A 12803-nucleotide genomic window follows, 5' to 3' on the forward strand; every position below is an offset into this window, starting at 1 on the left:
GCGTCCCGGCTGACGTCAGGTCAGGACCGTGCTCGCTTCGGAGGCGGTATTTTTCACGTTAGGGATAAACCCTGATTGAATGAAAAATGAATCGATGTGAGAATACAGTCTGAACTAACAGATATGATTCACTCATGGATAGTACGGTATCCAGCCTTCGAGGGGGCTGCTACCTCTTGCTTTTCCTCAACTTCATTGTGAATGAAAAATGAATAAATTTCTGACGATCGCCCTCATGAGCTTCTCGGCCGCGACTTGGGCGCAGACGAATGAGCTTGTCGTTTCGGCCTTTGGTGGGGCCTATACCAATGCGATCAAAGCACACATCGCTGAATTTGAGCGGGCAAACGATGTTCGGGTGAAGTTTGTTCCAGGCTCGGGTGCTGATGCGCTTGCCAAGGCCAAGGCCAAGCAGGTTGATGTTGTTCATGCCGACGTGGGGTGGGCAAATAGGGGGGAGGCACAGGGTGTGTTTGAGGAGTTGGAGCCTGCGAAGATTCCAAACCTTGCGACAACCTTTGCCCGGGCGCGATTCTCGAAATACGGTGTGATTACCAACTTTGGACAGTACGGCATTGCCTACAACCCCAAGTTGCTCAAGGCAGCACCCACATCTTGGCAAGACCTTTTGAATCCTGCGTTCAAGGGGCATGTGACCACGGCTGGTTTTGATTTCGCCAACGTCGAGTTGCTGGTGCTGTTTGCCAAGCAAAACGGTGGAGGGGAGGACAACCTTGAACCGGGTTTCAAGGTGATGGAGAAGCTCGGCCAGAACGTAAGTGTTTTCTACAGCCAGCATCCGCAACTGCTTGATCTGTTCCGTAGCGAAGATGTGTGGCTGGCCCGCTGGCTGAGGGGTCGAGTGGATTGGGCAAACAAGGAGGGGGGTGTCGATCTCAAGTTTGTGGTGCCCAAGGAAGGTGCTATTGGCTTGGCCAGCACTGTCCACGTGGTGAAGGGCACCAAGAACAAAGCGCTCGCCATGGCGTTCGTCAACTACCTGCTAAGCAAGAACTCGCAGACCCAGTATGCCGTCGCACTGGGCTACACGCCTGCTCGAGCTGATCTGGACCCTAAGACCCTGGGTGAAAACGTGCCGTATGGCGAGGTCGTCGTCAATTCGTTGCTCATATCGGATTGGAAGAAGCTCGCCCCCAATATGGACCAGATCAAAGAGACCTGGGAAAAGCGCGTCGTTCACTGAATCTTCAACAGGTACGAGTCATGGCCACTCCGGGTAAACCTGTCTCTATAAAAAATCTCGTCAAGCGTTTTGCTTCGACCGAGGTATTGCAGGGCGTCAACCTGGATGTCAAGACGGGGGAGTTCATCTCCATCTTGGGGCCCAGCGGCTGTGGGAAGAGCACCATTCTCAGGATTGTTGCGGGGCTGGATTTCGCAACCTCTGGTGAAGTTCTCATCGGCGCCAAAGCCGTGACGCATCTTCCTGCGTGGGAGCGCGAGATCGGCCTGGTCTTTCAGAACTTTGCGCTGTGGCCACACATGACGGCGTTGGAGAATGTTGCGTTTGGACTGGAGTTGCGAAAGCTGTCCAAGGATGAATGTCGACGCCGAGCGCTTGAAGCTCTCCGATTGGTGCGACTGGAGCATCTGGCCACGCGGTACCCCTCTCAGCTATCCGGAGGGCAGCAGCAGCGCGTAGCGATCGCACGGGCGACGGTCATCAATCCATCCGTACTCCTGCTGGATGAGCCGTTGAGTGCCCTTGACAAGAGTTTGCGCAAAGACATGCAGCTTGAAATCAAGTCTATTCAGCAAAAGCTGGGGATCACCACGATTTTCGTCACCCATGATCAAGAAGAGGCCATGTCTCTTTCGGATCGAATCGTGGTCATGCGCGCCGGGAAGATCGTCCAGATCGATACGCCCGAGCGTCTGTACAGCAATCCTGTGGACCGTTATGTCGCGCAGTTTGTTGGCGAGACAAACCTCTTCTCGGGCCACCCGGTGACCACACCGGAAGGGACGTTTCTGCCTGCGGACGGGCACACCCATCGGGTGAACTCGCCCCGTGAAGGAGCGAGCAGCGGGGACGAATCGCACTATTTTGTTCGCCCCGAGTGGATTCGCATTGAACGGGATCTGTCGGCCGACTCTGGCGTTCTTGGGACGATCGAGCGCAAGGTATTTCTCGGTGCTGCCGTCGATTACTACGCCCGTGTCGGAGAGCGCTTGATCCATGTCAATACGGTTGATGGTTCGATCAAAGTGGGCGAGCAAGTTCGCTTGCAGTTCGCTCTTCAGGAAATAGCGGGATGATCGCGATGGGTGCCGTCGCTCACAGTCAGCCGTCGCGCTCCGCCGCGCTGCTTGTCTTGCCTGCATACATTGTGTTGACGCTTTGCTTTTTCATTCCGTTGATCTGGATTGGCGTGCAAAGCCTGACGGACGTTCGGGCACCCGGATTCACGCTGAGTCTTTCCAACTACGCACGCTTCTTTTCCGATTCTCACTACGTTGCCGGGTTGCTTTGGCGCACTGTGTGGTTGTCGTGCACAGCAACTCTTCTTGCCCTGATCATCGGGTACGCGGGTGCCTATTTCGTTACTCGGCTGGACGAGCGGGCCCAGTCCACCATGCTGTTTTTGGTGATGTGTCCGCTGTGGGTCAATCTGGTGGTCCGTACCCTCAGTCTGATGGTCATTCTGGGCCGTGACGGGGTGGTGAATGGATTTCTGGTGGCGACAGGAATCGTACCCAAGCCGATTCAACTGCTCTACAACGACTGGGCCGTTCTATTCGGAATGGTGCAAATGTCGACCCCATTCGTGTTCCTGACTCTGTACGGAGTCCTGAAGCAAATCCCGAACGAACTGACCAGTGCCGCACTGACGGTTGGCGCCACGCCGCTCAGGGCTTTCGTGCGCGTCTTTCTTCCGCTGAGCGTGCCAGGCTTGATTGCTGCAGGCGTGCTCGCGCTGGGTATCAACATGGAGTCGTTCGTTGTTCCCATTTTGTTGGGAGGCGGACGCGTGACTTTCATGAGCGTGGCGGCGTACGAGATGGCAACCGTCTCGAACAATTTTCCGTTCGCTGCAACCATCGGGATGATTCTTCTCGCGACGACATTTCTTGCGATTTTTCTCTACCAGTGGGCCATGAAAAGGGTCTTCCTGTCCTCTCACTACTGAGGATCCCTATGGCATACAGAAATCAAATCGCTCGCAACGTGGTGCTGGTCCTGTTTCTTGGATTTCTGCTCTTTCCCCTGCTGGTTCTGGTCGCCGTCTCAGTCAACCCGCAGGTAATGGCATTTCCGCCTCGCGGGTTTTCCTTGAAGTGGTACGCCGAAATTTTCAAAAAGGAGGAGTTTCTGTCGGCTGCCTATTCGAGCTTCATCCTCGCGCTGGCAACTTCAGCCGTTTCAGTGGTCCTTGGCGTTCTTGCGGCCTTGGGCATGAGGAAACTGAAAGGACGCATCTCCGGGGTGGTCTTGGCGATGTTGCAGTCGCCCCTCTTCTTTCCTGCTGTGATCGTCGCTTTGGCCACCTTTCAAGTCATCACGACGCTGGGGGTCGAGGTCAGTTTTCTCGCGCTTCTGATGGCTCACGTGGTGGTCACGATGCCGTACCCACTGCGCAACGTATTGGCCCAGTTGGCCAACTTCGATTCCCGGCTGGAGGAGGCTGCAATGTCTCTGGGCGCAAAGCCGATCACGGTTTTCTTTCGCATCACGTTGCCTTTGATTCGTGCGAGTGTGGTCCCGGCTTTTCTGTTGGTCTTTGTTCTCTCGTGGAACAACTACACCGTTTCGATCTTTCTTGCGGGGACGAACTGGGTGACGCTGCCATTGCAGTTGCGGGCTTATCTGCAATACGAGTACGAGCCATTTGTCGCAGCAATGTCAACTGTCCTCATCATTTTCTCGGCGTTTCTTCTCTTCGTTTCCGAACGATTTTTCGGTGTGGCCTCCCGCAGCCAAGCCAAATGACCTTAAAGGATTTCCATGTCTCAGCATGTGATTGAACTTGTGCCAAGCACTGTCAGCCTGCAAAACCTCGCGCGTATCCATGCGGGTGAGGTGCGTGTGACGATGGCGGCATCGGCTCGGAATAAGTTGTTGGCATCGCAACAAGCGGTGCGCAACATCTTGGACGCTGGCGAGGTGGTCTACGGCATCAACACAGGCTTTGGCAAACTGGCGCAGACGGTTATTCCAGCGGACCGGCTCGCGGATTTGCAGCGCAATCTCGTTGTGTCGCACAGCGTGGGGACGGGGACGAATCTTCTGCCTGGCATCGTCCGGTTGATTCTCGCGACCAAGGCCGTGAGCCTGGCGCGAGGCCATTCCGGTGTTCGACCTGAAATCGTTGATGCCCTGCTCGCCCTGCTCAATGCAAACGTGCTGCCGTGCATTCCGTGCAAGGGCTCGGTCGGTGCTTCGGGCGATTTGGCACCGCTCGCGCATATGGCCTGTGTGCTGATCGGCGAGGGTGAAGCGACTCTGGCCGACGGCCACAAGGTCAGCGGCGCTGAAGCCATGCGCAGCATCGGCCTGGAGCCCTTCGTGCTCGGCCCCAAGGAAGGCCTGGCGCTGCTCAACGGCACGCAGGTATCGACCGCGCTGGCCTTGGCGGGCCTTTTCGGTGCCGAGAATGTTCTGTGTGCTGGACTGATGGCTGGTGCATTGTCGCTGGAAGCAATTCAGGGTTCCATCAAGCCTTACGACGAGCGCATTCATATCGCGCGCGGTCAACCCGGCCAGATCGCGGTCGCCGCCGCTGTGCGCACGCTACTCGACGGAAGCGAGATCATTCCCTCGCACGCCGACTGCGGTCGTGTGCAGGACCCGTATTCCATCCGGTGTGTGCCGCAGGTCATGGGCGCTTGCCTGGACAACCTCAATCATGCGGCGCGCGTCCTGGTGACCGAGGCCAATGCCGCTTCTGACAATCCATTGGTTTTCTCTGATACCGGCGAGGTTATCTCCGGAGGTAACTTTCATGCGGAACCCGTCGCGTTTGCGGCTGACATCATCGCGTTGGCAGTCAGCGAGATGGGTGCGATCTCTGAGCGTCGGATGGCACTGCTACTCGATAGCGGCCTCTCGGGGCTTCCGCCATTTCTTGTGCGTGACGGTGGGGTTAACTCCGGCTTCATGATCGCGCAGGTCACGGCCGCCGCGCTCGCATCAGAAAACAAATCACTCGCACACCCCGCCAGCGTAGACAGCCTGCCCACGTCGGCGAATCAGGAAGACCACGTGTCGATGGCCACCTTTGCGGCACGCCGTCTGGGTGACATGGTCAACAACACCGCGGTGGTGGTAGGCATCGAGGCCATGGCCGCGTGCCAGGGCATTGAACTCAAGCGCAAGCTGAAGTCCTCGCCAAGCATTGAGGCAGAGTTTGCCGCCATTCGCCAACGTGTTGCCTTCCTCCATCAAGACCGTTTCCTTGCGACGGATGTAGAGGCGATGCGCTTGTGGGCGCATGGCGCGCAGGGCCGTGCCTGGCCTGCTTCGTTGACCGCGATTTTGCCGAGCCAAGCCCAAGTGGTTGCAGTGGCGTGACTTTGGAGAACCATGATGAACGCTTCTGAACCCATCAGCACCCGACAGGCCTGCGCCGCTTCCGCTCCCCGCCACGATGCGACGCGCGTGATCCGCGCGCCGCGCGGCACCGAGCTCAACTGCAAGAGCTGGCTCACTGAAGCGCCTTACCGCATGTTGCAGAACAACCTCGATGCCGAGGTGGCCGAGCGCCCGCAAGACCTCGTGGTGTACGGCGGCATCGGCCGCGCCGCGCGCGACTGGGCCTGCTACGACCAGATCCTCGCGTCGTTGAAGGAACTGGAAGACGACGAGACGCTGCTCATCCAGTCGGGCAAGCCGGTCGGCGTGTTCAAGACGCACGCCGACGCACCGCGTGTGCTGCTCGCCAACTCCAACCTCGTGCCGAAGTGGGCCAACTGGGAGCACTTCAACGCGCTCGACCGCCAGGGCCTCTTCATGTACGGCCAGATGACCGCGGGCAGTTGGATCTACATCGGCAGCCAGGGCATCGTGCAAGGTACTTTCGAGACCTTCGTCGAAGCCGGCCGCCAGCACTACGACAACAGCCTCGCGGGCAAGTGGATTCTCACGGCCGGCCTCGGCGGCATGGGCGGCGCGCAGCCGCTCGCGGCTACGCTGGCGGGCGCCGTGTCGCTCAACATCGAGTGCCAGCAGTCGAGCATCGACTTTCGCCTGCGCACGCGCTATGTCGACAAGCAGGCGCGCGACCTCGACCACGCCTTCGAGCTGATCCAGCAGCACTGCGCCGCCAAGGAGGCCGTGTCGATCGCGCTGCTCGGCAACGCGGCTGACCTCCTGCCCCAGCTGGTCAAGCGCGCGAAGGCCGGCGGACTCAGGCCCGACCTCGTGACCGACCAGACCTCCGCGCACGACCTGATCAACGGCTACCTGCCTTCGGGCTGGAGCGTTGCGCAGTGGCAAGCTGCGCAAAAAGACCCGGCGCAACACGCTGCACTGCAGGGCGCCGCAGCGAAGTCATGCGCGGTGCACGTGCAGGCCATGCTTGACTTCCAGGCCATGGGCGTTCCCACGGTTGACTACGGCAACAACATCCGCCAGGTCGCGTTCGATCAAGGAGTGGAAAACGCCTTCGACTTCCCGGGCTTCGTGCCAGCCTACATCCGCCCGCTGTTCTGCGAAGGCAAGGGCCCGTTCCGCTGGGTGGCGCTTTCGGGGGATCCGGAAGACATCTACAAGACCGATGCCAAGATCAAGGAGCTGTTCCCTGAGAACACCCACACCCACCGCTGGCTCGACATGGCGCGCGAGCGCATCGCCTTCCAGGGCCTGCCCGCGCGCATCTGCTGGCTCGGCCTGGGCGAGCGCCACATCGCCGGCCTCGCCTTCAACGAGATGGTGAAGAACGGTGAACTCAAGGGCCCGATCGTCATCGGTCGCGACCACCTGGACACCGGTTCGGTCGCCAGCCCAAACCGCGAGACCGAAGCCATGAAGGACGGCACCGATGCCGTGAGCGACTGGCCGCTGCTCAACGCGCTGCTCAACACCGCGGGCGGCGCGACTTGGGTCAGCCTGCACCACGGCGGCGGCGTGGGCATGGGCTACTCGCAGCACTCGGGCGTGGTGATCGTATGCGACGGCACCGACGCGGCGGCCAAGCGCATCGCACGCGTGCTCTTCAACGACCCGGCCACCGGCGTGATGCGCCATGCCGACGCGGGCTACGACATCGCGGTCGCCACGGCGAAGAAACAGGGCCTGAAGCTGCCGATGATCAGCAAAGCCATCCATGCGCCACCCGAGATCGGCTGGGCCGTGGGCCCGGGGGCTGCGTAGTTACCATTTTTCCAACCACAGGAGCTCTTGCTCATTTGATATGACAAAACCATCTTTTATTCTTTTCAATGCGCCCGACCACGGCATTGAATTCAAGGCGAAGCTCCTTCTGGATGAAAATCCGGATGTGATCAGGGCTGTGCGAGAAAAATTGCCCTTCAAAAGCGTTCTGGGTCACGTTGTGATCTCCGGTGAAGCGATCTGGACCCCGACTCAGATCGTTTTTCTCGGGAAAAGCAATATGGTGACTCGTACGCCCGGAGCCGTATATCTGTATGCGCCGGGTCAGACAATTTGCATGACCTATGGAAGCATTACGGAAAGTGCCTTGGTCAATAAATTTGCACAAGTTATTGATGAGCATCTGCCCGGACTGCAGCAACTGGGGAAGATTGTTTGGCAAAAAACGGTTGCCGATTTCCAGCGCGAACAGGTCAATTTTGAAATTAGCGAGGTGACGGAATGAGCCACGATAAAGTGACAGTGGAAGATTGGCGCGCGGTAAAAAAAGACATCGTGCGGGAGATTGAAAGAGTCTGGTTGAACGAGCCTCTGGAAATCACGAAAATTCGTCACGGAATCATTGATAGCGGCGCGGGTAGCGGACAGCAATCGTTCAGTGTTCTTGTTCACCTCGAAGCCTATTTGATGCTGGTCGGTGCCGATGTGATGTATCGATTCCTCAAGGTTTCCCAATACGAGAACATTCAACTCCCGGAATTGGTCAAAATGACCAAGGAATTCCTCGTTGGAACTTTCAATGCATTTGAATTTTTGACGGACCTTGGCATTACTCACATGCATGAAATGGGTGATCGCTATGCGGCCGCCCTCGACCTCGTGCAGACCAAGGAAGAATACGTCGAGTTGACCGGCACGATGATGACATACGTGATCCGCATGCATCGGTGGGTCCACTATATTTTCCCTTGGAATCTCGGTGTCGCGTTCCCGCACGCAGATGTTGCGAAGCTGAAGTCGCTGGTCGCCAGTCTCTGATTTCGAAGCGCTTCAACGCGCCATTCATCCCCCAACTCTTGACTCTGTTGGACGAATTGTTCCATTTCATGGAAATGAAGTGGGGGTATTTCATATCCTTTGGAAGTAAAGTCGAGGAGAAATCATGAATAAAATTCTTGCGCTTGTCGCAGGTGCTTGGGCTGGGGTTATGGCGCATGCCCAATCCAATGCTACGCTGTATGGCCGAATGGATAGTGGCCTTGGCAACGGGAATGGGGGTTATTACGAAGGTAAAAATTCCAAAGGATTCTCGGAAATCCTGGGAGGTGGGGTCACTCCGATCTGGGGCATCCGAGGAAAAGAAGACCTGGGTGGCGGTCTATCGGCAAGCTACGCGTTGGAATGGGCCATCGTGAATCAAAAGGTGGGGTCAGCGCGTTTGTCCACAGTCGGTCTGCGAAGTAACTGGGGGCAAATCGATCTTGGTCGCATGCAGACACTGGCAAACACGACGCTTGGCGAATATGACTTGGGCTGGTCTCCGAACCGTGGTGGCGCTTTCAGTCTTGCTGGTGTCACCGGTGTCAATCAGAAGATCCTGACCAGCATTCGAGCTCGGCAGTCGGATCAGATCAGATTCATCAGTCCAAACATGGGCGGTGTAACCATCCGTGGTTCTTATGTCTTCAAAGGAGATCGCGGGTTCACGCAAGAGAATCGCAATGTGGACAATCTCTTCTCGGTCGCGGGAACATATAAGAAAGAAAAACTGAGCATTGGCTTGGCCCATGAGTCAAAACTGGACAACACTCTTGGATCATCAAACGCTTGGGGAACTGGCGTGCGGTACGATTTTGGCAGCTTTGTTGCTGCAGCTACCTATTTCGATAACCACTATGATTCCGACGGCAAGGGCTATGGCTTGAGTGTCTTGGTTCCTATCGGCGCACTTAACGTGGGACTGCAATACGCTTGGAATCGAGGTGCGATCGTCGACAAGAAGAGCGTTAAACCAGCAGTCGTCGGGTTCTTCTCAAACTATTATTTGTCCAAACGAACCTCACTGTACTTCAATGCCGGCAGGATGAATGAGGACGCGCGAATTTACCAAACGGCCGGTCGTCGCGGCAGTTGGGCAACTGGGATCACGCACAATTTTTAATGGAAATCATTTTCAAAAAGGCTCCGGTGCGGGGCCTTTTTATTTTGCAAAAACCCGGCGTTTTTTTGTGGATTGCTCAGAAGCTTGCAGTCGACCATCAACGTACTCAATGGCAGCATCACTCATTGACTCAAGCAAAAAGAAGCTCGTCATGTTCGCACTACAACTGGAGTCAAATACAAGCGAGGAATTTACAGAAATTGGAAGAATGATGTCGGCGCTGTCTTGCAGTTTTTCCTTCGACGCATCGGTGATGACGATGTTGAAGTAGCCCAGGTTTTTGGCAAATTTCAAAGAATTGATAACTTCAAGCGGATAGAGCGGGAGCAAGAAAGTGAGCAAGGTGGTTGCTCCCATTGCTCGATTTTGTTCCAGATGATCGTCAACCAAAGAGCCTCCATCGGAAATGAGCCGAGTGAAAGGATGTATTTTTGCTGCGTAGTAGGCAAATTGTGTTGCGTAACCTGAAGATGCTCGTGCCCCGAGAACAGGGAATGGTCTTGATTGCATGATGGAGCGGCCGGCTTCTTGCAGTCGAGAAATGTCTTGAAGTGCGGAAAAAGCCACTCCCAAGTTTTTAATCTCAGCTTCAATTGCGGCTTGAAATTTATTTCCGACTTGCAGTTTATAGCCGTCGTTCAAAATTCCCGGAGGGGCTGGCTCTCGGAGATCAGCCCTCATTTCCTGAAATCCAGAATAACCGAGAGCCATTGCAAAGCGTGAGACCGAAGGTTGACTCACATTGGCGAGAGTGGCCAGTTCTGCGCTCGAGAGCAGACCAACATTCTCAACGCCTTCAAGAAGGCAATGAATAATTCTTCGATGCGTCGGAGTCAGTCTGCGCCCATGAGTAAGCAACTCTATTTTTCTCCGAAGCTGCAATTTTGTTGGCGTTTCTGATGCGACAGTCATGAATGGCGTTGGTCTTCTAATCTGATTGATAGCCGACAGGCGTATTCGCAGTATATCGCGAAGGGTAGAGTCCATCGCGTTATACGTCCCCCCTCAAGAGCATGAACCTGGGGGACCCCAGGCGCAACGCGATCCGGTACGTCAGCCAGCCAGGAAAACCGAAGCGAAAACGATGACTTCCCGGCTGCCGCGTGCAGTCCCGGATACGCCCGCAGTCACTTCGGAGCAGGCGCGCGCCGCCCGGACGGCAACACCGGGGCCGTACCCGCCATGGCAACGGCCCGTGGTGTTGCACCGGCTTCGCAGAACCGGCTGATGCCTCTCAGAACGCCACCCTGCTGCCCAGCGTGATGCTGCGCCCCATCAGCGGTGCGGCGTTCTTGATGAAGGAAGTGTGCGCATACGCCAAGCGGTTCGTCAGGTTGTTTGCCTTCAGGTACAGCTGCCAGGGTGTTGTGTTGCCGAGCTGGACGGTGTGGCTCAGGCCCAGGTTCAGCATGCCGTAGCCCGGGGTGGCGCTCTCGAACGCGGCCACGCGGTTCTGGCGCGCCACTTGCACCCACTCGATCCGGCCCTCCCAGGCGTTCCCGTTGGCGTCCAGACGCAGGCCGGCGCGGGTCGCGGGAATGCGCGGCAGCAATCCCCCGTCGGCGAGCTGGGCGCGCACGCTGTCACCGAACAGCGTGACGCCCAGGTGGCGGTTCAGGCGTTGGCGCAGTTGGCCCTCGACGCCGGTGAAGCGGGCGTCGGCCTGGCTGTATTGCAGCAGTTGCAGGCCATCGCGCGCGTCGAGCGTGCGGCCGTAGATGTAGTTGCCGATGCGGTTGTGAAACAGGCTCACGCCGAAGGTGGTGTCGCCGCTGGTCTTGCGCAGGCTCAGGTCCACGTTGCGCGCGGTTTCCGGGCGCAGATCGGCGTCGCCGCGTTCGTAGGTGCTGGTGGCCATGTGCAGGCCGCGCGCGTACAGTTCTTCGGCCGTCGGGGCGCGGCTGGCGCGGGTCAGCGACGTGCCCACCGCGTAGCCGGGCCGGAACTGCCATACCGCACCCAGCGCGGCGGATACGCCGTCGTGGTTGCGCTCGACGCCGCTGCTGCGGGCCTGCGTCGTCTGGCGATCGTGGCGCAGGGCCGCTTCCAGGCGCCAGTCGCCCAGGCGGTATTCCTCCAGCATGAACAGGCCCGTCTTGCGCGTGCTGGTGGGCTGTACGTAGGCCTCCTCGCCCTCGGCGCTGAAGTTGCGCTGCGCGGTCTGCAAGCCGAACAGGCCCTTGAAGCCGGCAATCGGCTCATGCTGCAGTTCGACGCGGGCGTCGTGCGCCCGGTTCTTGAACGTGGTGGCGATGGCGCCGTCCTCGACCTCGTCGTGCACGTAGTCGGTCACGCCCGCGCGCAGGCGCAGTGCCGCAAAGCCTGGCCACGGCTGGCGCAGCTCGCCCCGGATGTCCATGCGCGCGCTGCGCAGGTCGACCACGGGAATGTCCTCGCCCCCGGCGTCGTGCGCGCCATGGTCATGGCCGTCTTCCCCGGTCTCGTGTTCGCCGTGTTCGCCGCAGTGCAGTCGGTTGCCATCGGCGTCGCAGCCGGCATGGCCGTGCTCGTGGCCGGGCAGGCCGTAGCGGGCGGTCTGGTGGGTGTAGGCCGCGCCCAGGTAGCCGCGCTCGCCCACCCAGGACAGGCCCAGGCTGCCGGCGTCGCTGCGGTTGAAACTGCCCGGCAGCTTGCGCGTCGGCACGCCTTCGGGCGTCCAGCCCTTGCCCACGCGGTACGCACCGGCATCGCGGGCCGCGCCTTCCACGTGCACGGCGAACGGGCCTGCGCCCCCGGTGAGCGCAAAGGCCCCCGTGCCCTCGCGCGCACCGGTGTTCGCGCGCAGTTCGGCGCTGCCTTCATGGCCCTTGGGGGGGACGGCCGTGGGCACCTTGCCGTCGAGCACGTTGACCACGCCGCCGACCGCGCCGCTGCCGTACACCAGGGCCGAAGGGCCGCGCAGCACTTCGATCTGCGTGGCGAGCATGGGCTCGGAGGTCACCGCGTGGTCGGGGCTGATGGTGGAGACGTCGTGGATCTGCGCGCCGTCGCTCAGCAACTGCACGCGCGGGCCGTCCATGCCGCGGATGATGGGGCGGCTGGCGCCTGCTCCGAAGTGACTCTGGGTGATTCCGGGCTCGTTGCCCAGCGTCTCGCCCAACGTGGCTTCCCGGCGGTGCGCGAGTTCGTCGCCTTCGAGCACGCTGACGGGGGTGATCATCTCGTTCGTTCCCAACTGAAGGCCGCTGGCGGATACGGTGACGGGGGGCAGGTCGGGGATGTCGGTGGGCGCTGTCTGCGCGAGAGCGGCGCCGGCCAGCGTGCTCAGGGCGGCGAGGGCGATGGGCTGGAGAAGCGGGCGATGGAGTCTGGATGCAGGGTATGTCATGGGGATGTTGCAACAAGGGG

Annotated in this window: 11 protein-coding genes; 9 read left to right on the forward strand and 2 right to left on the reverse strand. The window is 58.8% G+C overall.

The genetic code is table 11. The annotated features are described in order from the left end of the window. The first annotated feature begins 208 nt into the window (after positions 1-208). The 9 genes from D5041_RS07295 to D5041_RS07335 all read left to right on the forward strand — a co-directional run bounded on the left by D5041_RS07295 (position 209) and on the right by D5041_RS07335 (position 9455). Positions 209-1204, forward strand: a complete 996-nt coding sequence (locus tag D5041_RS07295) for an ABC transporter substrate-binding protein (protein ID WP_265283190.1) — start codon at positions 209-211, stop codon at positions 1202-1204. A gap of 20 nt (positions 1205-1224) precedes the next feature. Continuing rightward, positions 1225-2280, forward strand: a complete 1056-nt coding sequence (locus tag D5041_RS07300) for an ABC transporter ATP-binding protein (protein ID WP_010101075.1) — start codon at positions 1225-1227, stop codon at positions 2278-2280. Next, entirely contained in the window at positions 2277-3152 is an 876-nt protein-coding gene (locus D5041_RS07305) for an ABC transporter permease (protein WP_265284209.1), read from the forward strand. The genes D5041_RS07300 and D5041_RS07305 overlap by 4 nt, the downstream gene beginning before the upstream one ends. An 8-nt stretch (positions 3153-3160) precedes the next feature. After that, a complete protein-coding gene (locus tag D5041_RS07310) occupies positions 3161-3952 on the forward strand; it encodes an ABC transporter permease (protein WP_265284210.1) in 792 nt (263 codons plus the stop codon). Between the two features lie 15 nt (positions 3953-3967). Continuing rightward, the gene (gene hutH / locus D5041_RS07315) at positions 3968-5533 is read left to right on the forward strand and encodes a histidine ammonia-lyase (RefSeq protein ID WP_265284211.1); all 1566 of its coding nucleotides are present in this window, start codon (positions 3968-3970) and stop codon (positions 5531-5533) included. Positions 5534-5548: 15 nt separating this feature from the next. Further along, the gene (gene hutU / locus D5041_RS07320; protein ID WP_265283194.1) at positions 5549-7333 is read left to right on the forward strand and encodes a urocanate hydratase; all 1785 of its coding nucleotides are present in this window, start codon (positions 5549-5551) and stop codon (positions 7331-7333) included. Between the two features lie 40 nt (positions 7334-7373). After that, positions 7374-7799 carry a DUF3830 family protein gene (locus D5041_RS07325; protein WP_010101084.1) on the forward strand — a complete coding sequence of 142 codons (426 nt, stop codon included), beginning with the start codon at positions 7374-7376 and terminating at the stop codon, positions 7797-7799. After that, the gene (locus D5041_RS07330; RefSeq protein WP_010101086.1) at positions 7796-8332 is read left to right on the forward strand and encodes a cucumopine synthase-related protein; all 537 of its coding nucleotides are present in this window, start codon (positions 7796-7798) and stop codon (positions 8330-8332) included. Before D5041_RS07325 ends, D5041_RS07330 begins: the two co-directional genes overlap by 4 nt. Before the next feature lie 124 nt (positions 8333-8456). Beyond that, a complete protein-coding gene (locus tag D5041_RS07335; protein ID WP_265284212.1) occupies positions 8457-9455 on the forward strand; it encodes a porin in 999 nt (332 codons plus the stop codon). Positions 9456-9494: 39 nt separating this feature from the next. On the opposite strand, the gene D5041_RS07340 is transcribed toward D5041_RS07335, so the two are convergent. Further along, a complete protein-coding gene (locus D5041_RS07340) occupies positions 9495-10367 on the reverse strand; it encodes a MurR/RpiR family transcriptional regulator (protein ID WP_265284213.1) in 873 nt (290 codons plus the stop codon). 322 nt (positions 10368-10689) lie between these two features. Further along, positions 10690-12783, reverse strand: coding sequence for a TonB-dependent receptor domain-containing protein (locus tag D5041_RS07345; protein ID WP_265283198.1), 2094 nt, complete (start codon positions 12781-12783; stop codon positions 10690-10692). Positions 12784-12803: the final 20 nt, after the last annotated feature.

It is taken from the genome of Verminephrobacter aporrectodeae subsp. tuberculatae (genome assembly GCF_026127385.1).
GTDB lineage: Bacteria > Pseudomonadota > Gammaproteobacteria > Burkholderiales > Burkholderiaceae_C > Acidovorax > Acidovorax aporrectodeae.